Origin of the sequence: Pseudomonas sp. NY11955 (assembly GCF_048068035.1) — a bacterium.
GTDB lineage: Bacteria > Pseudomonadota > Gammaproteobacteria > Pseudomonadales > Pseudomonadaceae > Aquipseudomonas.
In genome coordinates this window covers 238,464-262,252 of the sequence record NZ_JBLUPS010000001.1, presented here as the reverse complement: position 1 = coordinate 262,252, position 23,789 = coordinate 238,464, and the positions used below count along the sequence as shown (strand labels likewise).

General features: G+C 62.3%; 19 protein-coding genes, 2 tRNA genes and 1 pseudogene. 18 read left to right on the top strand and 4 right to left on the bottom strand.

What is annotated here, in order from left to right:
* The 10 genes and pseudogenes from miaA to ACNFBR_RS01140 all read left to right on the top strand — a co-directional run bounded on the left by miaA (position 1) and on the right by ACNFBR_RS01140 (position 10,388).
* Positions 1-972 carry a tRNA (adenosine(37)-N6)-dimethylallyltransferase MiaA gene (gene miaA, locus ACNFBR_RS01185; protein WP_416733339.1) on the top strand — a complete coding sequence of 324 codons (972 nt, stop codon included), beginning with the start codon at positions 1-3 and terminating at the stop codon, positions 970-972.
* Positions 973-1,066: 94 nt separating this feature from the next.
* Positions 1,067-1,327, top strand: coding sequence for an RNA chaperone Hfq (hfq, locus tag ACNFBR_RS01180; protein WP_012274457.1), 261 nt, complete (start codon positions 1,067-1,069; stop codon positions 1,325-1,327).
* 12 nt (positions 1,328-1,339) lie between these two features.
* Complete coding sequence (gene hflX / locus ACNFBR_RS01175) at positions 1,340-2,641, top strand: ribosome rescue GTPase HflX (RefSeq protein ID WP_416733338.1); 1,302 nt, start codon at positions 1,340-1,342, stop codon at positions 2,639-2,641.
* A gap of 96 nt (positions 2,642-2,737) precedes the next feature.
* Complete coding sequence (gene hflK, locus ACNFBR_RS01170; RefSeq protein ID WP_416733337.1) at positions 2,738-3,919, top strand: FtsH protease activity modulator HflK; 1,182 nt, start codon at positions 2,738-2,740, stop codon at positions 3,917-3,919.
* Complete coding sequence (hflC, locus tag ACNFBR_RS01165) at positions 3,919-4,788, top strand: protease modulator HflC (RefSeq protein ID WP_416733336.1); 870 nt, start codon at positions 3,919-3,921, stop codon at positions 4,786-4,788. The genes hflK and hflC overlap by 1 nt, the downstream gene beginning before the upstream one ends.
* A 301-nt stretch (positions 4,789-5,089) precedes the next feature.
* Positions 5,090-6,277 (top strand): ATP phosphoribosyltransferase regulatory subunit, encoded by a 1,188-nt coding sequence (locus tag ACNFBR_RS01160; RefSeq protein ID WP_003249540.1) that lies wholly within the window; start codon positions 5,090-5,092, stop codon positions 6,275-6,277.
* A 56-nt stretch (positions 6,278-6,333) separates the two neighbouring features.
* The gene (locus ACNFBR_RS01155; protein ID WP_234226687.1) at positions 6,334-7,626 is read left to right on the top strand and encodes an adenylosuccinate synthase; all 1,293 of its coding nucleotides are present in this window, start codon (positions 6,334-6,336) and stop codon (positions 7,624-7,626) included.
* Between the two features lie 521 nt (positions 7,627-8,147).
* Positions 8,148-8,840: pseudogene (locus tag ACNFBR_RS01150) on the top strand (methyl-accepting chemotaxis protein); the annotation flags it as partial.
* Positions 8,841-8,861: 21 nt separating this feature from the next.
* Entirely contained in the window at positions 8,862-9,746 is an 885-nt protein-coding gene (locus ACNFBR_RS01145; protein ID WP_370739372.1) for a methyl-accepting chemotaxis protein, read from the top strand.
* Between the two features lie 171 nt (positions 9,747-9,917).
* Positions 9,918-10,388 (top strand): DUF2867 domain-containing protein, encoded by a 471-nt coding sequence (locus tag ACNFBR_RS01140; protein ID WP_416733335.1) that lies wholly within the window; start codon positions 9,918-9,920, stop codon positions 10,386-10,388.
* Positions 10,389-10,438: 50 nt separating this feature from the next.
* On the opposite strand, the gene ACNFBR_RS01135 is transcribed toward ACNFBR_RS01140, so the two are convergent.
* The 4 genes from ACNFBR_RS01135 to ACNFBR_RS01120 form a co-directional block, all read right to left on the bottom strand.
* A complete protein-coding gene (locus ACNFBR_RS01135; RefSeq protein ID WP_416733334.1) occupies positions 10,439-12,004 on the bottom strand; it encodes an ABC transporter permease in 1,566 nt (521 codons plus the stop codon).
* On the bottom strand, positions 12,004-13,017 hold the full coding sequence (locus ACNFBR_RS01130; protein ID WP_416733333.1) for an extracellular solute-binding protein: 1,014 nt from the start codon (positions 13,015-13,017) through the stop codon (positions 12,004-12,006). Before ACNFBR_RS01130 ends, ACNFBR_RS01135 begins: the two co-directional genes overlap by 1 nt.
* Positions 13,018-13,216: 199 nt before the next feature.
* A tRNA-Leu gene (locus ACNFBR_RS01125) sits at positions 13,217-13,303 on the bottom strand.
* Positions 13,304-13,391: 88 nt separating this feature from the next.
* Positions 13,392-13,478: transfer RNA gene (locus ACNFBR_RS01120), tRNA-Leu, on the bottom strand.
* Between the two features lie 272 nt (positions 13,479-13,750).
* Between ACNFBR_RS01120 and rnr the strand changes: the two genes are divergently transcribed.
* The 8 genes from rnr (at position 13,751) to ACNFBR_RS01080 (ending at position 23,750) form a co-directional block, all read left to right on the top strand.
* Positions 13,751-16,324: a ribonuclease R gene (gene rnr, locus ACNFBR_RS01115; RefSeq protein ID WP_416733332.1), complete on the top strand. Its 2,574-nt coding sequence runs from the start codon at positions 13,751-13,753 to the stop codon at positions 16,322-16,324.
* Positions 16,321-17,067, top strand: coding sequence for a 23S rRNA (guanosine(2251)-2'-O)-methyltransferase RlmB (gene rlmB / locus ACNFBR_RS01110; RefSeq protein WP_416733331.1), 747 nt, complete (start codon positions 16,321-16,323; stop codon positions 17,065-17,067). The genes rnr and rlmB overlap by 4 nt, the downstream gene beginning before the upstream one ends.
* Positions 17,068-17,373: 306 nt before the next feature.
* Positions 17,374-17,799 (top strand): 30S ribosomal protein S6, encoded by a 426-nt coding sequence (rpsF, locus tag ACNFBR_RS01105; protein WP_003249557.1) that lies wholly within the window; start codon positions 17,374-17,376, stop codon positions 17,797-17,799.
* A 28-nt stretch (positions 17,800-17,827) separates the two neighbouring features.
* Positions 17,828-18,058 carry a 30S ribosomal protein S18 gene (gene rpsR, locus ACNFBR_RS01100; protein WP_003249563.1) on the top strand — a complete coding sequence of 77 codons (231 nt, stop codon included), beginning with the start codon at positions 17,828-17,830 and terminating at the stop codon, positions 18,056-18,058.
* A gap of 33 nt (positions 18,059-18,091) precedes the next feature.
* Positions 18,092-18,955: a hypothetical protein gene (locus ACNFBR_RS01095; RefSeq protein WP_012274446.1), complete on the top strand. Its 864-nt coding sequence runs from the start codon at positions 18,092-18,094 to the stop codon at positions 18,953-18,955.
* Between the two features lie 20 nt (positions 18,956-18,975).
* Positions 18,976-19,422: a 50S ribosomal protein L9 gene (rplI, locus tag ACNFBR_RS01090; RefSeq protein WP_003249568.1), complete on the top strand. Its 447-nt coding sequence runs from the start codon at positions 18,976-18,978 to the stop codon at positions 19,420-19,422.
* Between the two features lie 113 nt (positions 19,423-19,535).
* Positions 19,536-20,933 (top strand): replicative DNA helicase, encoded by a 1,398-nt coding sequence (gene dnaB, locus ACNFBR_RS01085; RefSeq protein WP_416733330.1) that lies wholly within the window; start codon positions 19,536-19,538, stop codon positions 20,931-20,933.
* Positions 20,934-21,449: 516 nt separating this feature from the next.
* Positions 21,450-23,750 carry a YgiQ family radical SAM protein gene (locus ACNFBR_RS01080; RefSeq protein ID WP_416733329.1) on the top strand — a complete coding sequence of 767 codons (2,301 nt, stop codon included), beginning with the start codon at positions 21,450-21,452 and terminating at the stop codon, positions 23,748-23,750.
* Positions 23,751-23,789 lie beyond the last annotated feature (39 nt).

The following is a 23,789-nucleotide window of genomic DNA, read 5'->3' as shown; positions in this document are numbered from 1 at the left end:
ATGAGCAGCAAGCCCCCCGCAATATTCCTGATGGGCCCGACGGCGGCCGGCAAGACCGACTTGGCCATCGAGCTGACCAAGGTGCTGCCCTGTGAGCTGATCAGCGTCGATTCGGCACTGGTTTACCGGGGCATGGACATCGGTTCGGCCAAACCGTCGAAAGAGGTCCTCGCCGCCCACCCGCACCGGCTGATCGACATTCGTGACCCGGCCGAGAGTTACTCGGCCGCGCAGTTTCGTGCCGATGCCCTGGAGGCCATGGCCGAGATCACCGCGCGCGGCAAGATCCCGCTGCTGGTCGGCGGCACCATGCTCTATTACAAGGCGTTGATCGATGGCCTGGCCGATATGCCGGCTGCCGATGCTGCCGTGCGGGCCGAGCTGGAATCTCAGGCCGAAGCCTTGGGCCTGGCCGAGTTGCACCGCCAGTTGGCCGAGGTAGACCCCGTTTCGGCGGCGCGGATCCACCCCAACGACCCGCAGCGGTTGATCCGTGCGCTGGAGGTCTACCGGGTAAGTGGTGAGAGCATGACAGCCCATCGTCAGCGTCAATTCGCGGAAAGTCGCGGCGCAGACGCAGGCGCTGACGGACATTTGCCCTATACTGTCGCCAGTTTGGCGATTGCTCCTACAGATCGTCACATTTTGCATCAGCGAATTGCGTTACGATTTTCGCAGATGCTGGAACAGGGCTTCGTTGACGAGGTCCGATCGCTGCGAGCCAGAAGTGACTTGCACGCCGGGCTGCCGTCTATACGGGCAGTGGGTTATCGGCAAGTCTGGGACTACCTGGACGGCAAGCTGACTGAGAATGAGATGCGTGAACGCGGTATCATTGCTACCCGGCAGCTGGCCAAGCGGCAGTTCACCTGGTTGCGTGGCTGGCCTGAAGTGCACTGGCTTGACAGCCTGGCCTGCGACAATCTGTCCCGCACCTTGAAATACCTAGGGGCCATCTCCATATTGAGCTGAGTCCCTGCTGATTGCCGTCTATTCTTGCGAAGGGGCGGCCTAATTTATCGATTTTATTGATTTTCTATTATTTATCCTTACAGGAGTGCGGCATATGTCAAAAGGGCATTCGCTACAAGACCCTTACTTGAACACCTTGAGAAAAGAAAAGGTCCCGGTATCCATCTACCTGGTCAACGGCATCAAGCTGCAGGGCTCGATCGAATCGTTCGACCAGTTCGTGGTCCTGCTGAAGAACACCGTCAGCCAGATGGTCTACAAGCACGCCATTTCGACCGTGGTTCCGGCCCGTCCGGTCCGCCTGCCAAGCCCGACCGATGGCGAGCACGGCGACAGCGAGCCAGGCAACGCCTGATAGGAGCCTGCATTGTTCTTTGAGCGCCACGGTGGTGGTGAGCGAGCGTTGCTCGTTCACTTGGAAGGTCAGAACCCTGAGGCGCGCGAAGACCCGCAGGAGTTTCAGGAACTGGCATTGTCGGCCGGTGCCGACATCGTCTCGCTGGTCACGGTGACAAGGCATCAGCCTTCCGCCAAATACCTGATTGGCAGTGGCAAGGTCGAGGAGTTGCACGACCTGGTCCATGCCGAACAGGTAGACCTGGTGATTTTCAATCACACCCTCACGCCCAGTCAGGAGCGCAACCTTGAACGTGTGTTCGAGTGTCGTGTGCTCGACCGTACCGGGCTGATCCTCGATATCTTCGCCCAACGGGCGCGTACCCATGAAGGCAAGCTGCAGGTCGAACTGGCCCAGCTGGAGCACATGAGCACGCGGCTGGTGCGCGGCTGGACTCACCTTGAGCGACAAAAAGGTGGTATCGGCCTGCGTGGCCCGGGTGAAACCCAGCTGGAAACCGACCGCCGCCTGTTGCGGGTGCGCATACGCCAGATCAAGTCACGCCTGGAGAAGGTACGCAGCCAGCGCGAGCAGGCGCGGCGTGGGCGCAAGCGCGCGGATATCCCGTCGGTGTCGTTGGTGGGTTACACCAACGCCGGCAAGTCCACGCTGTTCAACGCCCTGACCGAATCCGAGGTGTACGCCGCGGACCAGCTGTTCGCCACCCTCGACCCGACCCTGCGCCGGCTCGAGCTCAACGACCTGGGGCCGATCGTGCTGGCCGATACCGTGGGTTTCATTCGCCACCTGCCGCACAAGCTGGTCGAGGCATTTCGGGCTACGCTCGAAGAGTCGAGCAACTCCGACCTGTTGCTGCATGTGATCGACGCCCATGAGCCAGAGCGCATGGAACAGATCGAGCAAGTGCTGGCGGTGTTGGGCGAGATTGGTGCCGAGGGGTTGCCGATCCTCGAGGTGTACAACAAACTCGACTTGCTCGAAGATGTTGAGCCACAGATCCAGCGCAATGCCGATGGCAAGCCGGAACGGGTCTGGGTATCGGCACGCGATGGGCGTGGCCTGGAGCTGGTTGGCCAGGCGGTTGCCGAGTTGTTGGGGGATGATCTGTTTGTCGGTACCCTGTGCCTGGAGCAGCGTTTTGCCCGCTTGCGCGCGCAATTCTTTGCCCTGGGTGCCGTGCAGAGTGAAGCGCATGATGAAGAAGGGCGCAGCCTGCTGAGCGTGCGACTGCCCATGGTCGAACTGAATCGCCTGGTCAGCCGCGAAGGCATGGAGCCGCAAGTGTTTGTCGAGCAACACACTTTGCAATAAATGCTCGTCGAGGTCGCCGGGCAGCAGTGACAGGCATTCTGTAGCATTGGACGGCGCGCCGTGGGCGCGTCTTTGCTTTATCAGATGGAGAGCGCTATGGCTTGGAACGAGCCGGGTGGCAACTCGAACAATCAGGATCCCTGGGGCGGCCGCCGTGGTGGCGGTGGCGGTGGTGGTGACAAGAAAGGTCCGCCGGATCTGGACGAGGCCTTCCGCAAACTGCAGGACAGCCTCAATGGCATGTTCGGCGGTAACAAAAAACGTGGCGGTGGTGACCGCAATGTCGGCAAGGGCGGTGGCCTGGGCCTGCTGGGCATCGGCCTGGCGGTACTGGCGGCCATCTGGCTGTACAGCGCCGTGTACGTGGTCGACGAGCAGGAGCAGGCCGTGGTGCTGCGCTTCGGCAAGTACTACGAGACGGTCGGTCCCGGCCTGAACATCTACTTCCCGCCGATCGATCGCAAGTACATGGAAAACGTCACGCGCGAGCGTGCCTACACCAAACAGGGCCAGATGCTGACCGAGGACGAGAACATCGTCGAGGTGCCGCTGACCGTCCAGTACAAGATCAGCAACCTGCAGGACTTCGTGCTCAACGTCGACCAGCCTGAGGTTAGCCTGCAGCACGCGACCGACAGTGCCCTGCGCCACGTGGTGGGCTCCACCTCGATGGACCAGGTGCTGACCGAAGGCCGTGAACAGATGGCCGTGGATATCCGCGAACGTCTGCAGCGCTTCCTCGACAACTACCGTACCGGTATCACCGTTACCCAGGTCAACGTACAGAGCGCGGCAGCCCCGCGTGAAGTGCAGGAAGCCTTCGACGACGTGATCCGTGCCCGCGAAGACGAGCAGCGTGCCCGCAACCAGGCCGAGTCCTACGCCAATGGCGTGGTGCCGGAAGCCCGTGGTCAGGCTCAGCGCATCATCGAGGACGCCAACGGTTACCGCGACGAAGTCATTGCCCGCGCCAAGGGTGAGGCCGACCGCTTCACCAAGCTGGTCGCCGAGTACCGCAAGGCACCTGACGTGACCCGTCAGCGCCTGTACCTGGAGACCATGCAAGAGGTCTACAGCAACACCAGCAAAGTCATGGTGGCCACCAAGGATGGGCAGAACAACCTGCTCTACCTGCCGCTGGACAAGATGGTCGAAGGCAGCCGTAACCCGTCCGCGCCGACCAGCAGCGTGTCGCCATCGGTCAACGATGCAGCCGCCCGTGCGGCGCAGGACCTGCAACAGCAACAGCAGCCGCTGCGCACTAGGGAGAGCCGCTGATGAGCAATAGATCGCTGATCGCCCTGATCGCCGCCGTGGTCCTGGCCATCGTGGCCTGGAACAGCTTCTACATCGTGTCCCAGACCGAGCGTGCGGTACTGCTGCGCTTCGGTAAGGTGGTCCAGGCGGACGTTCAGCCTGGCCTGCACGTGAAGATTCCGTACGTGAACCAGGTACGCAAGTTCGACGCCCGCCTGATGACCCTCGACGCTCCGACCCAGCGGTTCCTGACCCTGGAGAAGAAAGCGGTGATGGTCGACGCCTACGCCAAGTGGCGCGTCAAGGATGCCGAGCGCTTCTACACCGCCACGTCCGGTATGAAGCAGATCGCCGACGAGCGCCTGTCGCGTCGTCTGGAAAGCGGCCTGCGTGACCAGTTCGGTAAACGTACCCTGCACGAAGTGGTATCCGGTGAACGTGACGCACTGATGGCTGACATCACGGCATCGCTGAACCGCATGGCCAGCAAGGAGCTGGGTATCGAGGTGGTCGACGTGCGCGTCAAGGCCATCGACCTGCCGAAGGAAGTCAACCGCAGCGTGTTCGACCGCATGAGCACCGAGCGTGAGCGTGAGGCCCGCGAGCACCGTGCCAAGGGTAACGAGCTGGCTGAAGGTATTCGTGCCGATGCTGACCGTCAGCGCCGTGTGCTGCTGGCCGAAGCTTATCGCGAAGCAGAAGAAACCCGCGGTGACGGCGACGCCCAGTCGGCCGCCATCTATGCCAAGGCCTACACCCAGGACGCCGATTTCTATGCGTTCTACCGTAGCCTGCAGGCGTACCGCGAGAGCTTCTCGAGCAAGAGCGACGTGCTGGTCCTGGACCCGAAGAACGAGTTCTTCCGTTACCTGGACAAGAGCAAGCCGTGATGCTCAGGCCCTGATTTTCGTGCAGCGGCGCCCCGCCTGGCAGCTAAAACACCAGGCGGGGTGCATCCTGAATGAAAAGGGGTGTATGATGAGGCAGCCGGGAAATTTCCCGGCTTTTTTGCGTCTGCAAGGTTGATTGGCATCGCGCCAGTTGACGGTTTGGTCAGGTCGCAAGGCAATTCGAGGGTGTCGGGTACGGTGGCTGCGCTGGGATCAGTGCTGCCCGCTGCTGTGCGCGATACCGGCTTTACTGACGGCTCGCCTGCTGGCAAGCCGCCCGGACCAGAGGGGAAATGGCGTAATGGCAACGGTAGACCGCTGGCTGCTGCCAGATGGCATCGAGGAAGTACTGCCACCTGAGGCTGCGCGCATCGAGATCGCGCGCCGCCAGGTGTTGGACCTGTTCCAGAGTTGGGGCTACGAACTGGTCGTCACCCCGCATATCGAGTACCTGGAGTCGCTGCTTACCGGCGCCGGCCAGGACCTGGATCAGCGCACCTTCAAGGTGGTGGACCCACAGTCCGGCCGCCTGATGGGCTTCCGCGCCGACTTCACCCCGCAGGTGGCGCGCATCGACGCCCACACCCTGCGCCGTGAAGGCCCGAGCCGCCTGTGCTATGCCGGCAGCGTGCTGCACGCCCAGCCGCGTGCGCTGTCCACCTCACGCAGCCCGATCCAGCTGGGTGCCGAGCTGTACGGCGATGCCAGCCCCACCAGCGACGTCGAAGTCATCAGCCTGATGCTCGCCACGCTGCAGCTGGCCGACGTGCCGGATGTGCACATGGACCTGGGCCACGTCGGTATCTACCGCGGCCTGGCCCGTGCCGCCGGGCTGTCCGGTGCGGTCGAGCAACAGCTGTTCGATGCCATGCAACGCAAGGCTGTCGATGAAGTGCAGGCGCTGACCGCCGACCTGCCGAAGGACCTGGGCAACATGCTGCGCGCGCTGGTCGAGCTGTGCGGTGGCCGCGAAGTGCTGGCCGAAGCCCGCGTGCGCCTGGGCCGTGCTCCGGCCAGCGTGCTGGCGGCGCTGGACGACCTGTTGGCGATCGCCGATCGCCTGGCGTCGCGCTACCCGGACCTGCCGCTGTACTTCGACCTCGGCGAACTGCGCGGTTACCACTATCACACCGGCGTGGTGTTCGCCGTGTTCGTGCCGGGCGAAGGTCAATCCATCGCCCAGGGCGGGCGCTACGACGACATCGGCGCCGACTTTGGCCGGGCACGCCCGGCTACCGGTTTCTCCACGGATTTGAAGACCCTGGTCACACTGGGGCGAGCGGAGGTCGTATTGCCAACTGGCGGCATCTGGATGCCGGACAGTGGCGACGCGGCCCTCTGGCAGCAAGTCTGCCAGTTGCGCAACGAGGGCCAGCGTGTGGTCCAGGCTCTGCCTGGCCAGCCGTTGAGTGCTGCTCTCGAGGCGGATTGTGATCGGCAATTGATTCAGCAAGACGGGCGCTGGCAGGTTCTGCCGCTGGCCCAGTGAGTTTCTGCGTCGGCAACAGGCCGGCAACCAAGTTTGCGTGAATGAGGACCAATGTAATGGGTAAGAATGTCGTCGTCCTGGGCACCCAGTGGGGTGATGAGGGCAAAGGCAAGATCGTCGATCTGCTGACCGAACATGCTGCCGCCGTAGTGCGCTATCAGGGTGGCCACAACGCGGGTCACACCCTGGTGATCAACGGTGAAAAGACCGTTCTGCACCTGATTCCGTCCGGCATCCTGCGTGAAGGCGTACAGTGCCTGATCGGCAACGGCGTGGTCGTTGCCCCGGACGCGCTGATGCGTGAAATCACCAAGCTGGAAGAGAAGGGCGTACCGGTGCGCGAGCGCCTGCGCATCTCCCCGGCTGCGCCGCTGATCCTGTCGTACCACGTGGCCCTGGACCAGGCCCGCGAAAAAGCCCGTGGCGAAGCCAAGATCGGCACCACCGGCCGTGGTATCGGCCCAGCCTACGAAGACAAGGTCGCACGCCGCGGCCTGCGCGTGGGCGACCTGTTCCACCGCGAGCGTTTCGCCGCCAAGCTGGGTGAGCTGCTGGACTACCACAACTTCCAGCTGGTGAACTACTACAAAGAGCCGGCCATCGACTTCCAGCAGACCCTGGACGAGTGCATGGCCTACGCCGAACAGCTCAAGCCGATGATGCTCGACGTCACCGCCGAGCTGCACAACCTGCGCCGCGCCGGCAAGGACATCATGTTCGAAGGTGCCCAGGGCTCGCTGCTGGACATCGACCACGGTACCTACCCGTACGTCACCAGCTCCAACACCACCGCTGGCGGTATCTCCACCGGTTCCGGCGTTGGCCCGATGTACCTGGACTACATCCTGGGTATCACCAAGGCCTACACCACTCGCGTGGGTTCCGGTCCGTTCCCGACCGAACTGTTCGACGAGACCGGCGCTACCCTGGCCAAGCGTGGGCACGAGTTCGGTTCCACCACTGGCCGCGCCCGTCGTTGCGGCTGGTTCGATGCCGTGATCCTGCGTCGCGCCATCGACGTCAACAGCATCTCGGGCATCTGCCTGACCAAGCTGGACGTACTGGACGGCCTGGAAACCATCAACATCTGCGTTGGCTACAAGAACGAGAACGGTGCTGTCATCGACGCCCCTTCCGATGCCGACAGCTACATCGGCCTGGAGCCGGTGTACGAAGAGATGCCAGGCTGGAGCGAGTCGACCCTGGGTGCGAAAACCCTGGAAGAGCTGCCGCAAGCTGCGCGTAACTACATCAAGCGCATCGAGGAGCTGGTTGGCGCGCCGATCGATATCATTTCGACCGGCCCGGACCGCAACGAGACCATCGTGCTGCGTCATCCGTTCGCCTGATCTGCCTCCAGGCTGATCTGACGCCGTGGCCCTGAAAGGGGCTGCGGCGTTTTCATTTGTGGGGCAGGCAACCGCCTTGCTGAATCTTGGCGTTTATCCCTGCTGCTCCCGGCACAACCCTTGCTGTAAGAAGTTTCTGTAGATGCCATCAAAATAGTGGCGCCAGAAAACACGAGGGTTACACCGTGTCTGCCATCCTCTCACTGTTACGAAGCCGCCTTTTGCGGCCTGTGTTTGTTGCCCTTGGTATCGCTCTTTTGGTGCAGGTGCTGGTTGCCGTTGCGCTCACCCGAAGCACGGTCACCGCCCTGGAGGCCGAGCTTGGCGAACGCCTGGGCAATGACAGCCGCCAACTCGCCAGCGATCTGGAGCAAGCTGGGCAAGATGTGCGCTCTGGTCTCGACGGCCTGTCCAGCAGTACCCGTCAGCGGCTGAGTGCAGGGTTGTCGGAACGCTTGCAAAGCGAACAGCAGCAACTGCGCAGCACCCTGGAAAAGAATCTCAAGGACTCCGCCAACGACATGGCCGAGCTGCTGGCTTCGGTTGCCCCGCGGGCGATCTGGGACAACGACGTGCCGGTACTCTCCGACTTCGCCCGGCGCGCCCAGCGCAACCCGAACGTGCTGTTCGTGGTGTACGACGACGCCCAGGGCCAGCACCTGACCCGCTACCTCAACCGGCAAAACCCAATCAACCAGGCGTTGATGGAGAAGGGCCAGGGCGAGCGCGCGCTGGACAAGGTGATCGATGCGGCCCGGCGTGATCCGGCGGTGTACTTCGTCGAAGCCTCGATCAACCCCAATGGTGCGGAAATCGGCAAGGTGGTGATGGGCGTTTCCACTGCCGGCATTGACCAGGAACTCAAAGCCCTGGATCAACGCTTTGCGGCACTGATTGCCAGTGGTGAGCAATTGGTAGGTGATAGCCTGGTCGGCGCCGCTGCCGACAGTGGCAAGACCCTGCGCGAACGCCTGGAGAAAGCCCAAGGCAGTGCGGCGGCAATGCAGGCCAATACCGCACAGACCGTGCGCGATGCCGCTGCTGAGCTGCGCTGGCGCATCGGCTTGGGCTTGGTGCTGGTCGGTCTCGGTGTGCTGCTGGTGGTAGCTGTCGTGCTTGGCCGCCGCGTGTTGAGCAAGCTGCGTCTGTTGATTGCTGCCCTTGACGACCTGGCGGCCGGCGAAGGTGACCTGACCAAGCGCGTGCCACTCGACAGCCGCGATGAAATTGGCGATATGGCCTCGGCGGTGAACCGCTTCGTCGACAAGCTGCAGCCGATCGTGCGCGAGGCGGGTGAAGTGGCGCAGCGCACCGGTGTGGAGATTGGCGCGATGGCCCAGCGCAATGCGGGTGCCGATGCCGCTGCTGCGCTGCAGCGCGATGAAGTGGCGGCCAGCCTGCGTGACTTGTCGAGCATGGCCGATGAGGCTCAGGCCGAAAGCCATGCGATGCAGGCGGCCTTGCAGCAGGTAGTGGACATCCGCCAGGCCACTGACGAGAACAGCCGCACCTCGACCCAGCTCGCCGGCTTGATCGAGAACCTGGCCGGGCAAGTGAATACCGGCTCCCAGGTGATCGAGCGGCTGGCCAAGCAGAGTGAGCAGATCGAAGTGGTGCTGACAGTGATCCATGGCATCGCCGAGCAGACCAATCTGTTGGCCTTGAATGCTGCCATCGAGGCGGCCCGAGCTGGTGAAACCGGGCGCGGTTTTGCCGTGGTAGCCGACGAAGTGCGGGCGCTGGCGAGCAAGACGCAAAGCTCCACCGGGGATATCCAGGCGCATATTGCCGCGTTGCAGAAGGGCGCCAAGGAAGCAGTGGCGACTATCAGCCAGGCCGGGCTCAAGGCCAGCGAAGGGTTGCTGGTGCTGCGTGACAACGAGCGCCGGCAGCAGTCGGTGCAGGCGGCGGTCGAGCAGGTACATGCGGCCATTGGCCTGGCTACCCGAGCTGCAGAGCAGCAGGCGAATGGCGCACAGGCGGTGCGTGGCCGGGTGGAAACCATCCATGCCCAGGCTGAGCGTTCGGCTGAGGTGGTGATGCAGACAACGGCCAGCAGCAAGGTGCTGGATGACTTGGCGGCGCAGTTGCGGGCAAGCCTGGGACAATTCAGGGCATAAGGTGAGCGTTGTGGGAGCGGGCGTGCCCGCGAAGCAGGCGACGCGGTGAATTGCACCGGCTTCGCCGGTGTTCGCGGGCACGCCCGCTCCCACAAAGATCGGCACACAGGGCCGTTACTCCGTGGGCGGTATTGCTATGATGGCGGCGACACGTGACAAAAGGAGTTGTTCATGTCCGCCCAACTGGTCGCCGCTCCGGCGGAGCTGGATTTTCTTCATAGCGATGGCATAAACGTCACTGCGCCAATGACTGCCATCCAGGCTTATTACGCCATGACCTCGGACGTGCCGGGCTGGCTGGCTGCAGCCTTCCGCTTGCGCGACTTCATCTCGCGCCGGTTCAACGTTTCCGCCATCCACGGTTTCTTATCGCGCAACCCCGAGCGGATACCGGCAGTGGGTGAGCGTCTGGATTTCTTCACCGTCGAGGCAATTAGCGACCAGCAACTGGTCCTGACTTCACGTGACACGCACTTGGCGGTCATGGTGAGCATGGATCTGGGTGAAGCAGAGCAAGGCCGGCAGCGCCTTAGCGTCACCACCTCGGTGCAGTGCTTCAATCGTTTCGGTCGCTACTACATGCTGCCTGTCGGCATGGCTCACGGGCCAATCGTGCGGCGCATGCTGCGCAATATCGCGTGATGGCTGGGGTGCCCTCATCGCTGCCTTGCAGGCGATGAGGGCTACACGACTCATGCCTTGTTCAGGTACATCCGCGTGGTCAGCAGATAAACCGGCAGCCCCGACACCACAATCAGCAATGCCGCATAAGGCGCCGCTGCGGCGAATTCGACGTTGGCGGTGTGTGCCCATACCTCGGTCGCCAGGGTGGTCATCCCGGTCGGGCTCAGTAGCAGGGTAGCGGTCAGCTCTTTCATGGCATCCAGGAACACCAGCGCAAACGCTGCCGCCATGGCCGGGAAGATGATTGGCAAGGTCACCCGGCAGAACGCTGCGAAGCTGTTGGCACCCAGCGTGCGCGCGGCTTCTTCCAGCGTCGGCGAGGCCTTGTTCAGCGCGGTGCGCACCGGTGACTGCGCCAATGGCAAGAACAGCAGCGCATAAGCCAGCAGCAGCAATGCCGTGGTCTGGTACAGCGCCGGCACGTAGTGCAGGGCGAAGAACACCAGGGTCAGGGCTATCACCAAGCCGGGCAGGGCGTGCAGCAGGTACGGCAGGCGCTCGGCCCAAATCGCCAGGCGGCCTTTGTAACGCACCACCAGGAAGCTGATAGGCAGGGCCAGCAGCACACAGAAGCCCGCGCCACCCAGTGATACCGACAGCGAAGTAAACAGTGCCTTGGAAATGGCTGCCACAGGGAACGCCGCCGATGAACCGACGCTAAGCCAGTAGCCGAGCATGGCCAGCGGAATACCGCTGCCCAGCACCGCCAAGGCAATGCAGAACACCTGCGCCAGCACCGCCCAGCCACGCAACCGTACCGGTTGTGCGCGCCGCGCTACGCCTTGGCCGATGCGCACATGGCGGGCTTTACCGCGAACGCGCAGTTCCAGCCACAGCATCACCAGGCACATCGCCAGCAGCACGGCGGACAGCATGGCCGCGTTGGCATTGCTGAACTCCAGTTCGAACTGCTGGTAAATCGCCGTCGTGAAGGTTTGTAGGCCGAGAATCGACAGCGCGCCGAACTCCACCAGCATGTGCAGGGCAATCAGTAGCGCGCCACCAAGCATCGACGGCCACAGCAGCGGCAGGGTGACCTTGCTGAACACGCCCCAGCGGCTGCAACCCAGGGTGCGCGCCGATTCCTCGAGCGAGGTGTCGAGGTTGCGCAGGGTCGCGGCAACGGGCAGGAACACCAGCGGGTATTTGGACAGGGCCATGACCATGATCGCCCCGCCAAGGCCTTCGAAGTCCGAGCTCAGCGACACCCAGGTGAAGCTGCTGACGAACGATGGCACGGCGAACGGCAGGCACAGCACCACGCCCCACAGCCGACGGCCCGCCAGGTTGCTACGCTCCAGCAGCCAGGCCAGCGCCAGGCCGACCACCATGCAAGTCAGCGTCACCCCGACCATCAGCATCAGGGTGTTGCGCATCAATCCCCAGACAAAGGGGCGCCACAGCAAGTGCAAGGCCTCGCGCCAGCCGGCTTCCCAGGCTTTGATGGCGACGTAAGCCAGTGGCAGCAAGCTCATCGCCACCAGGAACAGCACAGGCAGCACCACCCAGATGGAGGGGCGCTTGCGGCGCGGTACGAAGCGTACCGGCGCCGGTTCGGACAGGGCGGCAGTCATCAGAGCAGACCGACCTCGCGCTCAAGCTCGATGGCTTCTTCGGCATTGCCCAGATCGGCTGGCGAGATCTTCGGCGGGCGCAGTTCGTCGAACGGCTTCAGGCCGCGGTCGGAAACCATACCCTTGTGCAGCGGGTACTCGGCGGTGGTCTGGGTGATCACGCGCTGGCCTTCTTCGCTGGCCATCCAGTTGAGCAGGGCCTGGGCTTCTTTGGGGTGCTTGCTGGCCTTGACCACGGCCGCGCCGGAGATGGTGACCAGGTTGCCGGCGTCGCCGTCGGCCAGGTAGTAGAGCTTGGTGTCCAGCTTGCCGCGTTCGCGTTCAAGCGCGTACCAGTAGTAGTTGTTCACCAGTACCGCAGCCACTTCGCCTTTTTCCACGGCTTTGAGGGCGACCATGTTGTTGGTGTAGGTCTTGCCGAAGGCTTTCAGGCCGGTCAGCCATTCTTCGGTGGCTTCGCGACCATGCATCTTCAGAATGGCAACCGCCTGCTCCTGGAATGCGCCGCTGGTGGGGACGTAGCCGACGCGGCCTTCCCACTCAGGGTTGGCGAAGTCCATCACCGTGGTTGGCAGGTCTTTCTCGTCGACCTTCTTCGGGTTGTACACCACGATACGCGTACGGGCGGTGATGCCCATCCAGGTGCCGTTGGCGCCCACGTACTGCTTGGGCATCATGTTCGCGGTGGCGTCGTCGATCTTCGCCAGCAGACCCAGTTCGCCCAGGTTGTTCAGGGGCGGGGACTCTTCGGTGTAGATGATGTCGGCCGGCGAGCGGTCGCCTTCCTCGATGATCTGGCTGGCCAGCTGGTTGCTGCTGCCTTTGCGGATGTCGATATGAATACCGGTCTTGGCCTCGTAGGCCTTGGCGATGGCTTCGCCGATTTCCTTGTGCTGACCGTTGTACATGGTCAAGCTGACCGGTGCGTCTGCCATGGCGGCCGGAGCGCCGATGACCAGGCTCAGCACGGCGGCGGCCAAGGTACGCATCAGCGGTTGCGGGCGGATCGTCATGCGGGTACTTCCTCGCTTACGGCTACATATTTGGAAACAATGGTAAACGAAATCGTTTCTCAAGTGGCCGAGTGAGGAGAAATTCATGGTCAGACGATGGTGTAACCGTCGGAACGGGCTTGCACCTGTGGCTGAAAGGGGAGGGATGCAAAAAACGCAGGCAAGAAAAAACCCACTAGCATGCTAGTGGGTTTTTGTATGGTGCCCAGGAGAAGACTCGAACTTCCACGACCGTTAAGTCACTGATACCTGAAACCAGCGCGTCTACCAATTCCGCCACCTGGGCAAAGCTTTACATCGTCTGGAGAAGGCGACTATCGTTCGCTTTCACACAGTAGTAACAGATCCTTGGTCATCTGTTACTTGAAAATATTTGGTGCCCAGGAGAAGACTCGAACTTCCACGACCTTGCGGTCACTGATACCTGAAACCAGCGCGTCTACCAATTCCGCCACCTGGGCACACATTCGAGATTACAAGATGCTTTACAGCGCCGTTCATCTCTACTACAACTTCGGGGTTGTCCGTCGTTGTGGTGCGCACTATACGGACGCTCCCCAAGGCTGTAAAGCCCCCAATCAAAAAAAATTTCAAAAAATTCAACTTGTTGATTCCACAGGCCTATTCCTGCTGTCTATGCACTGCGGCGGGGGCTGTCCAAGGCAGACATTTCCGGTTTCAATACGCCTATGCCAGAATTCCTATCTATATACCCCAAGGTGAACCCCTTCTGATGGCCGATTGGCAATCCCTCGATCCCGAGGCCGCTCGCGAAGCGGAAAAATACGACAACCCCATTCCCAGCCGTGAGCTGATCCTGCAGCGCCTTGCCGACCGTGGCGAACCCGCCGCGCGCGAGGAGCTGGCGAAAGAGTTCGGTCTCTATGAAGAAGACCAGATCGAAGCCCTGCGCCGCCGCCTGCGTGCCATGGAGCGTGATGGCCAGCTTATCTATACCCGGCGCGGCACTTATGCCCCGGTAGACAAGCTGGACCTGATCTGCGGTCGCGTCTCCGGCCACCGTGATGGCTTTGGCTTCCTTATCCCGGATGACGGCAGCGAAGACCTGTTCCTCAGCCCGTCGCAAATGCGCCTGGTGTTCGACGGTGACCGCGGCCTGGCCCGCGTTTCTGGCGTCGATCGCCGTGGCCGCCGCGAAGGTGTGCTGGTCGAGGTCATATCCCGTGCCCATGAAAGCGTGGTCGGCCGCTACTTCGAAGAAGGCGGCATTGGTTACGTAACCCCGGACAACCCGAAAATCCAGCAAGAAGTGCTGGTAACCGCCGGGCGTAATGGTGGCGCGAAGATCGGCCAGTTCGTCGAGATCAAGATCACCCACTGGCCAACCCCACGCTTCCAGCCGCAAGGCGACGTGGTCGAAGTCATCGGCAACTACATGGCGCCGGGCATGGAAATCGATGTTGCCCTGCGCAGCTACGACATTCCGCACGTCTGGCCCGCCGATGTGGTCAAGGAAGCGCGCAAGTTCCGCTCCGAAGTCGAGGAGAAGGACAAAGAGAAGCGTGTCGACCTGCGCCACCTGCCGTTCGTCACCATCGACGGTGAAGATGCCCGCGACTTCGACGATGCCGTCTATTGCGAGCCGCTGGGCAAGCTGCGCCTGTTCTCCGGTGGCTGGCGCCTGTACGTGGCCATCGCTGACGTGTCCAGCTATGTGCGCCTGGGCTCGGCCCTGGATGTCGAAGCCCAGCAGCGTGGCAACTCGGTGTACTTCCCCGAGCGCGTGGTGCCGATGCTCCCCGAGGAGCTGTCCAACGGCCTGTGCTCGCTGAACCCGCACGTCGACCGGTTGGCCATGGTCTGTGAAATGACCATGAACAAAGCTGGCCAGATGGTCGACTACCAGTTCTATGAAGGCGTGATCCACTCCCACGCCCGCCTGACCTACAACAAGGTCAGCAGCATGCTCGAGCATGCGCGCACCCGTGAGGGCAAAGCGCTGCGCGAGGAGTACAAGGAGGTCGTGCCGGACCTGAAGAACCTGTACAACCTGTACAAGGTGCTGGTGGATGCGCGTCACACGCGTGGCGCCATCGACTTCGAAACCCAGGAAACCCGCATCATCTTCGGTGACCAGCGCAAGATCGCGGAAATCCGCCCGACCGTGCGCAATGACGCCCACAAGCTGATCGAGGAATGCATGCTGGCGGCCAACGTGGCCACCGCCGAATTCCTGCAGAAGCACGGCGTGCCGGCCCTGTACCGTGTGCACGACGGCCCGCCGCCGGAGCGCCTGGAAAAACTGCGCGCCTTCCTTGGCGAGCTGGGCCTGAGCCTGCACAAGGGCAAGGACCCGTCGCCGAAGGACTACCAGGCCCTGCTGGCGAGCATCGCCGGGCGCCCGGACTTCCACCTGATCCAGACCGTCATGCTGCGCTCGCTGAGCCAGGCGGTGTACAGCACCGAGAACAACGGCCACTTCGGCCTGAACTACGAGGCGTACACCCACTTCACCTCGCCGATTCGCCGTTACCCGGACCTGCTGGTGCATCGCGCCATCCGCAGCATCATCCGTTCCAAGGTGGATACCCCGCACGTCAAGCGTGCCGGCGCCATGAGCATCCCCAAGGCGCGTATCTACCCGTACGACGAAAACACCCTGGAGCAACTCGGCGAGCAGTGCTCGATGACCGAGCGCCGGGCCGACGAGGCCACCCGTGACGTGGTCAACTGGCTCAAGTGCGAGTTCATGAAGGACCGCGTGGGCGAGACGTTCCCGGGTGTTATCACTGCGGTGACCGGCTTCGGCCTGTTTGTCGAACTGACCGATATCTATGTAGAAGGCTTGGTGCACGTCAGTGCGCTGCCGGGCGACTACTACCACTTCGACCCAGTGCACCATCGCCTGTCCGGCGAGCGTACCGGGCGCAGCTTCCGCCTGGGCGACACCATCGAAGTCAAGGTCATGCGTGTCGACCTGGACGAGCGCAAGATCGACTTCGAAGTGTCGGACAAGACCCTCGCCGCACCGATCGGCCGCAAGCAGCGCGGCGCCGCGCCGGTGGCCGACAAGGCCGAGCAGCAGCCCGTTACCGAAGCGAAAGCCACGCCCAAGCCGCGCAGCCGCAAAAGCGAAGCATCCGAGGCGTACTTCCCCAAGGATGCCGTGCAGCGTAACGCTGAAGTGCGTAAAAGCCGCGAGATGAAGAAAGCCCTGATGACCGATGCGCGCAGCAATGCTGGCAGCAAGTCGGAGAAAGGCGGCAAGTCGTCCGGCAAACCGACCAAGCACCGTAAAGGCCCGCCGAAGTCCGGCGCGCCACGCAAGAGCAAGAGCAAGTCATGAGTCAGCTGGAAAAAATCTACGGCGTGCACGCCGTGCAGGCATTGCTGCAGCACCATCCAAAGCGGGTCAAGCAGATCTGGCTGTCGGAAGGGCGCAGAGAGCCACGCCTGGAAACCCTGCTGGCGCTGGCCGCGGAAAACCGCGTGGCGGTCGGCCAGGCCGAGCGCCGTGAGCTGGATGCCTGGGTAGAGGGCGTGCACCAGGGCGTGGTCGCCGAGGTGAGCCCAAGCCAGGTGTGGGGCGAGTTGATGCTCGAAGAGCTGCTCGAACGCACTGAGACGCCGCCGCTGATCCTGGTGCTCGATGGCGTGACCGACCCGCACAACCTTGGCGCCTGCCTGCGCACGGCCGATGCGGCCGGCGCCACGGCAGTGATCGTGCCCAAGGACAAGTCCGCAACGCTGACGCCGGTTGTGCGCAAAGTGGCCTGCGGCGCGGCGGAAGTGATCCCGCTGGTGGCCGTGACCAACCTGGCGCGCACCCTGGAAAAGCTGCAGCAGCGTGGCCTGTGGGTAGTGGGTACCGCTGGCGAGGCCGAGCAGGAGATCTACCAGCAGGACCTGACCGGGCCACTGGTGATGATCATGGGCGCGGAAGGCAAGGGCATGCGCCGACTGACCCGCGAACATTGCGATTTCCTGGTGAAGTTGCCGATGGGCGGTAGCGTCAGCAGCCTGAACGTGTCGGTGGCGACCGGGGTTTGCCTGTTCGAAGCGGTGCGTCAGCGTCAGGCCAAGCGCTGATCTCAGCCTGTTCCTGCCTCTTCGCGGGCGCGCCCGCTCCCACAGGTAATCTGCAATGCCAAAGGCAGCAGTGAACCTGTGGGAGCGGGCGTGCCCGCGAATGGGGGGTGGCACATTCTGAATATGTTTCAGGCTGTTCAAATATTCGCCAATTACCTTGCTTGTGCGCCACGCCTTCTCTACAATTGCGCCCCTTGCCGAGCTGGCAGGCGCTCATGTGCCTCCCCTCCGTGCAAGACATACAGTGTCATTCACTCCTTGTCTGACCAGATTCGCTGGCAGACTACTAACCCGTAAGGAGCATTCATGCGTCATTACGAAATCATCTTCCTGGTTCACCCGGACCAGAGCGAGCAAGTCGGCGGCATGGTTGAGCGTTACACCAAGCTGATCGAAGAAGATGGTGGCAAGATCCACCGCCTGGAAGACTGGGGCCGTCGTCAACTGGCCTACGCAATCAACAATGTTCACAAGGCTCACTACGTGATGCTGAACGTTGAGTGCACCGGCAAGGCCCTGGCCGAGCTGGAAGACAACTTCCGCTACAACGATGCCGTTATCCGTAACCTGGTCATCCGTCGCGACGAAGCCGTTACCGGCCAGTCCGAGATGCTGAAGGCTGAAGAGAACCGCAGCGAGCGCCGTGAGCGTCGCGAGCGTCCTGAGCATGCTGACTCCGCCGAAGGCGACGACAGCAATGACAGCGACTCCAGCGATAACGCTGACGAGTAATCCACGGACCTTTAGAGGAGCCTATTAAATGGCACGTTTCTTCCGTCGTCGTAAATTCTGCCGCTTCACTGCTGAAGACGTGAAAGAGATCGACTTCAAAGATCTCAACACCCTGAAAGCTTACGTATCCGAAACCGGCAAGATCGTTCCAAGCCGTATCACCGGTACCAAAGCTCGTTATCAGCGTCAGCTGGCTACCGCTATCAAGCGCGCCCGCTTCCTGGCCCTGCTGCCCTACACCGACAGCCACGGCCGCTGAGACCGGGTCGTCGACAAGCAGTAAGGGATTAGCATGCGAGCGTTAGCAAGTTTCATCATGCGCGGTCGTGTGCAGGCCACCCTGGTGGTGGTCATCAGCGCGGTACTGCCGCTGCTGTTCTGGTTGAGTGCCGCTGCCTGCAGCCTTGTGCTGCTGCGGCGTGGGTTCAAGGATGCTACAACGGTCATCGCCGGCGGCCTGCTGGCCGGGCTGGCCGTGTGGGTCATGGGCGATCCCATCACCTTTTTGGTGATTGCGGGTGCTGTGGCCTTGGCCGCCCTGTTGCGTGCCGAGCATCCCTGGAGCCGAGTGTTGCTGGTCAGTGCCGTGTTCGCCGTGGCTTTCAGCCTCGTGCTCGATCTGGCGCTGGCGCAAACCTTCGATGTGCTGGCCAAGGCGTTTGCCGAAGCCATGCCGAAAATCGAAGGGCAACCGGTGCTTTCCGGTGAGCTGATCCGCCCTGTGCTGGTCGCCTCCACAGCAGTGACGGTGCAATTGTTCAGTGTGCTGGCCTTGGTGCTGGCGCGCTATTGGCAGGCAGCGTTGTACAACCCTGGAGGCTTCGGTCGCGAGTTTCGCGCGCTGAAGTTGCCGAAACAGACCATGGCGGTCTTGGTGGCAGTGATGGTGGTGGCTCCGTTTATCGGGCCGCAGTTCATCATCCTGGCATCGGCCTCAAGCCTGGTTCTGGTGCTGGCCGGCATCGCCTTGATGCACGGGCTGGTGGCACAGGGCCGACTGGCCGGTTTCTGGCTGGTAGGGATGTACGTGACGCTACCGCTGATCATGCAGCTGATTTACCCCTTGCTGATGGTTTTGGCCATTGTCGACAGCCTGATTGATTTTCGCGGTCGCAAGTCCCCCAAGGGGAATGACTCCGCGAACGGTGAAGGTTAAAAGTTAAGAGGTTTTACCAAATGGAACTGATCCTGCTGGAAAAAGTCGCTAACCTGGGCAACCTGGGCGACAAAGTAAAAGTTAAGGCTGGTTACGGCCGTAACTTCCTGCTGCCATTCGGCAAGGCCACCGTTGCCAACGCCGCCAACCTGGCCGCGTTCGAAGAGCGTCGCGCCGAGCTGGAAAAAGCAGCCGCTGACAAGAAAGCTTCGGCTGAAAGCCGCGCTGCCCAACTGGCCGAGCTGGAAGTGACCATCACTGCCACCGCTGGCGACGAAGGCAAGCTGTTCGGTTCGATCGGCACCCACGACATCGCTGACGCCCTGACCGCCTCCGGCGTTGAAGTGGCCAAAGCTGAAGTTCGTCTGCCGAACGGCACCATCCGTCAGGTTGGCGAATACGACGTAGCCGTGCACCTGCACAGCGACGTTGAAGCCACCGTACGTGTGGTCGTCGTAGCTGCCTAAGCTGCGCTAACTGGCTGGCTCCTTGTGAGTCGGGCGGTTAACATCGGGCACGGTCCTGTTTTCGACAGGCCGTGCCCTTTGTCTTTTTCATCCTCCAGAATTCTTTCGTGGCCATGAACGAGATCACCACCTCCGAACAGCTTGACCTGCAAACCGCAGCCCTGAAGGTGCCGCCGCATTCCATCGAGGCCGAACAGGCCGTGCTCGGTGGCCTGATGCTGGACAACAACGCCTGGGAGCGGGTGCTGGACCAGGTATCGGATGGCGACTTCTACCGGCATGACCACCGCCTGATCTTCCGTGCCGTGCACAAGTTGGCCGACGCCAACCAGCCATTCGACGTGGTGACCCTGCACGAGCAATTGGACAAGGAAGGGCTGTCCTCGCAAATCGGTGGCTTGGCGTACCTGGCCGAGCTGGCCAAGAACACCCCGTCGGTGGCCAACATCAAGGCCTACGCCGCGATCATTCGCGAGCGGGCCACGTTGCGCCAGCTGATCAGCATCAGCACCGACATCGCCGACAACGCCTTCAACCCGCAAGGGCGCAACGCCGAAGAGATTCTCGACGATGCCGAACGGCAGATCTTCCAGATCGCCGAGGCGCGGCCGAAGACCGGCGGCCCGGTGGGGGTCAACGAACTGTTGACCATGGCCATCGACCGTATCGATACGCTGTTCAACTCCGACAGCGATATCACCGGTGTCTCTACCGGCTTCACCGACCTCGACGAGAAGACCAGCGGCCTGCAGGCTGCCGACCTGATCATCGTCGCCGGTCGTCCGTCGATGGGTAAGACCACGTTCGCCATGAACCTGGTGGAAAACGCCGTGCTGCGTACCGACAAGGCGGTGCTGGTGTTCTCCCTTGAGATGCCAGGTGAATCGCTGATCATGCGTATGCTCTCGTCCCTTGGGCGTATCGACCAGACCAAGGTGCGTTCCGGCCAACTGGACGACGACGACTGGCCTCGGCTGACCTCGGCGGTGAACCTGCTCAACGACCGCAAATTGTTCATTGACGACACCGCCGGCATCAGCCCGTCGGAAATGCGCGCGCGTACCCGCCGCCTGGCTCGTGAGCACGGCGACATCGCCATGATCATGGTCGACTACCTGCAGCTGATGCAGATCCCTGGCTCGGCGGGTGACAACCGTACCAACGAAATTTCCGAGATCTCCCGCTCGCTCAAGGCCCTGGCCAAGGAGTTCAACTGCCCGGTCATCGCCCTGTCGCAGCTGAACCGCTCGCTGGAACAGCGCCCGAACAAACGCCCCGTGAACTCCGACTTGCGTGAATCCGGTGCAATCGAGCAGGACGCCGACGTGATCATGTTCGTGTACCGCGACGAGGTGTACCACCCCGAGACCGAGCACAAGGGCGTGGCGGAAATCATCATCGGTAAACAGCGTAACGGCCCCATCGGCTTCGTACGTTTGGCGTTCATCGGCAAGTACACCCGCTTCGAGAACCTTGCGCCGGGTATGTACAACTTCGATGATGACGAGTGACGGCCGCCGGCTGTTGGGATGAGACGTTGAGGGCTTGTCTTCATATGGCATGAAGGCTGCCAGGTGTTCGCCGCAGCAGTTTCGGTGCCTATGAGATCGAGCGCCGCCCGCGCGGCGCTTCGCGGCACAAGGCCGCTCCCACATTTGTTGCAACGTGCCAAACCTGTCAGGCCATGGTTGTCAGCCTGGGAGGGCCGGCTGGATTTCTGGGTTGCCACCACTGCCGCCCCACCTGCCTCAAGCCTTGCACCAAGGCTGACAACGCCTCTCCCACAGGCATGGCCACGTTGCAACAAATGTGGGAGCGGCCTTGTGCCGCGAAGCGCCGCGCGGGCGGCGCTCGATCTCATAGGCACCGAAACTGCTGCGGCGAACACATGGCGGCCCTCCCGCTACCTGACTCGCCCCCAGCCGTCACCCCGCCCACCAATCCCCACGAATCCAGTCGGATTTGGTCAAAATTTGTGCTATATTCCGCGCCCGCGATTTCCCTGCACACCAGAACCGGTCACTGACATGCAAGCAGCCAAACCACTCTACGACTATCCCAAGTACTGGGCCGAATGCTTCGGGCCAGCACCGTTCCTGCCAATGAGCAGGGAGGAGATGGATCTGCTCGGCTGGGATTCCTGCGACATCATCATCGTGACCGGTGATGCCTACGTCGACCACCCGTCGTTCGGCATGGCCATCATCGGCCGCCTGCTGGAAGCCCAGGGCTTTCGCGTAGGCATCATCGCCCAGCCGAACTGGCAGTCGAAAGACGACTTCATGAAGCTCGGCGAGCCGAACCTGTTCTTCGGTGTGGCCGCCGGCAACATGGATTCGATGATCAACCGCTACACCGCGGACAAGAAGATCCGCTCCGACGACGCCTACACCCCAGGTGGCCTGGCAGGCAGCCGTCCGGACCGCGCCAGCCTGGTGTACAGCCAGCGCTGCAAGGAAGCCTACAAGCATGTGCCGATCGTGCTCGGCGGCATCGAGGCTTCGCTGCGCCGCATCGCCCACTACGACTACTGGCAGGACAAAGTCCGCCATTCGATCCTGATCGACGCCAGCGCCGACATCCTGCTGTTCGGCAACGCCGAGCGCGCTGTGGTCGAAGTGGCCCAGCGCCTGTCCAACGGCGAGAAGATCGAAACCATCACCGACGTGCGCGGCACCGCGTTCGTGCGCCGTGACACGCCGCAAGGCTGGTACGAAATCGACTCTACCCGTATCGACCGCCCAGGCCGCGTCGACAAGATCATCAACCCGTACGTGAACACCCAGGACACCCAGGCCTGCGCCATCGAGCAGGCCAAGGGCGACCAGGAAGACCCGAACGAAGCCAAGGTCGTACAGATTCTCGACAGCCCGAGCGTGACCCGGGAAAAGTCGGTGATCCGCCTGCCGTCGTTCGAAAAGGTGCGTAACGACCCGGTGCTTTACGCCCACGCCAACCGCGTGCTGCACCTGGAAACCAACCCAGGCAACGCCCGCGCCCTGGTGCAGAAGCACGGCGAAGTGGATGTGTGGTTCAACCCGCCACCCATCCCCATGAGCACCGAAGAAATGGACTACGTGTTCGGCATGCCGTACGCCCGTGTGCCGCACCCGGCCTATGGCAAGGAACGCATCCCGGCCTACGAGATGATCCGTTTCTCGGTGAACATCATGCGTGGCTGCTTCGGTGGCTGCACCTTCTGCTCGATCACCGAGCACGAAGGCCGCATCATCCAGAACCGTTCGCACGAGTCGATCCTGAACGAGATCGAAGAGATGCGCGACAAGGTGCCGGGCTTCACCGGCGTGGTCTCCGACCTTGGCGGGCCAACCGCCAACATGTACCGCATCGCCTGCAAGAGCCACGACATCGAGAAGCACTGCCGCAAGCCGTCGTGTGTGTTCCCGGGTATCTGCGAAAACCTCAACACCGACCACAGCTCGCTGATCGAGCTGTACCGCAAGGCCCGTGCCTTGCCGGGCGTGAAGAAGATCCTGATCGCCTCCGGCCTGCGTTACGACCTGGCGGTGGAATCGCCGGAGTACGTCAAGGAGCTGGTGACCCACCACGTTGGCGGTTACCTGAAGATTGCCCCGGAGCACACCGAGCGCGGCCCGCTGGACAAGATGATGAAGCCGGGTATCGGCACCTACGACCGCTTCAAGCGCATGTTCGAGAAGTTCTCGAAAGAAGCGGGCAAGGAACAGTACCTGATTCCGTACTTCATCGCCGCGCACCCGGGCACCACCGACGAAGACATGATGAACCTGGCGCTGTGGCTGAAGGGCAATGGCTTCCGCGCCGACCAGGTGCAGGCGTTCTACCCGTCGCCGATGGCTTCGGCCACGGCCATGTACCACTCGGGCAAGAACCCGCTGCGCAAGGTGACCTACAAGAGCGAAGGGGTGGAGATCGTCAAGAGCGACGAGCAGCGCCGCCTGCACAAGGCGTTCTTGCGCTACCACGACCCGAAAGGCTGGCCGATGCTGCGTGAAGCGCTGGAGCGCATGGGCCGTGCCGACCTGATCGGGCCGGGCAAGCACCAGCTGATCCCGCTGCACCAGCCGCAGAGCGACAGCTACCAGAGCGCGCGCCGCAAGAACTCGACCCCGGCGGGTAGCCACAAGGTGGGCAAGGACCAGAAGATCCTCACCCAGCACACCGGCCTGCCGCCACGTGCCAGCGATGGCAGCAAGCCATGGGACAAGCGCGAGAAGGCCAAGGCCGAAGCATTTGCGCGTAACCAGCAGGCGGCCAAGGAGCGCAAGGAAGCGGCCAAGGGCGGCAAGGGCAACAAGAAGCCGCGCCAGCCTGTCATTCCGCGTTAACTGATCGATTTTGGGGCTGCTATGCAGCCCTTTCGCGGC

Bases quoted from the DNA above. Each gene is read 5' to 3' on its own strand.
- rplI (WP_003249568.1), top strand. From the start codon at position 18,976: ATGGAACTGATCCTGCTGGAAAAAGTCGCTAACCTGGGCAACCTGGGC.
- ACNFBR_RS01145 (WP_370739372.1), top strand. From the start codon at position 8,862: ATGGCCTCGGCGGTGAACCGCTTCGTCGACAAGCTGCAGCCGATCGTG.
- ACNFBR_RS01080 (WP_416733329.1), top strand. From the start codon at position 21,450: ATGCAAGCAGCCAAACCACTCTACGACTATCCCAAGTACTGGGCCGAA.
- rnr (WP_416733332.1), top strand. From the start codon at position 13,751: ATGGCCGATTGGCAATCCCTCGATCCCGAGGCCGCTCGCGAAGCGGAA.
- hfq (WP_012274457.1), top strand. From the start codon at position 1,067: ATGTCAAAAGGGCATTCGCTACAAGACCCTTACTTGAACACCTTGAGA.
- rpsF (WP_003249557.1), top strand. From the start codon at position 17,374: ATGCGTCATTACGAAATCATCTTCCTGGTTCACCCGGACCAGAGCGAG.
- ACNFBR_RS01130 (WP_416733333.1), bottom strand. From the start codon at position 13,017: ATGACGATCCGCCCGCAACCGCTGATGCGTACCTTGGCCGCCGCCGTG.
- rlmB (WP_416733331.1), top strand. From the start codon at position 16,321: ATGAGTCAGCTGGAAAAAATCTACGGCGTGCACGCCGTGCAGGCATTG.
- ACNFBR_RS01140 (WP_416733335.1), top strand. From the start codon at position 9,918: ATGTCCGCCCAACTGGTCGCCGCTCCGGCGGAGCTGGATTTTCTTCAT.
- hflC (WP_416733336.1), top strand. From the start codon at position 3,919: ATGAGCAATAGATCGCTGATCGCCCTGATCGCCGCCGTGGTCCTGGCC.
- miaA (WP_416733339.1), top strand. From the start codon at position 1: ATGAGCAGCAAGCCCCCCGCAATATTCCTGATGGGCCCGACGGCGGCC.
- dnaB (WP_416733330.1), top strand. From the start codon at position 19,536: ATGAACGAGATCACCACCTCCGAACAGCTTGACCTGCAAACCGCAGCC.
- rpsR (WP_003249563.1), top strand. From the start codon at position 17,828: ATGGCACGTTTCTTCCGTCGTCGTAAATTCTGCCGCTTCACTGCTGAA.
- ACNFBR_RS01095 (WP_012274446.1), top strand. From the start codon at position 18,092: ATGCGAGCGTTAGCAAGTTTCATCATGCGCGGTCGTGTGCAGGCCACC.
- ACNFBR_RS01160 (WP_003249540.1), top strand. From the start codon at position 5,090: ATGGCAACGGTAGACCGCTGGCTGCTGCCAGATGGCATCGAGGAAGTA.
- hflK (WP_416733337.1), top strand. From the start codon at position 2,738: ATGGCTTGGAACGAGCCGGGTGGCAACTCGAACAATCAGGATCCCTGG.
- ACNFBR_RS01155 (WP_234226687.1), top strand. From the start codon at position 6,334: ATGGGTAAGAATGTCGTCGTCCTGGGCACCCAGTGGGGTGATGAGGGC.
- ACNFBR_RS01135 (WP_416733334.1), bottom strand. From the start codon at position 12,004: ATGACTGCCGCCCTGTCCGAACCGGCGCCGGTACGCTTCGTACCGCGC.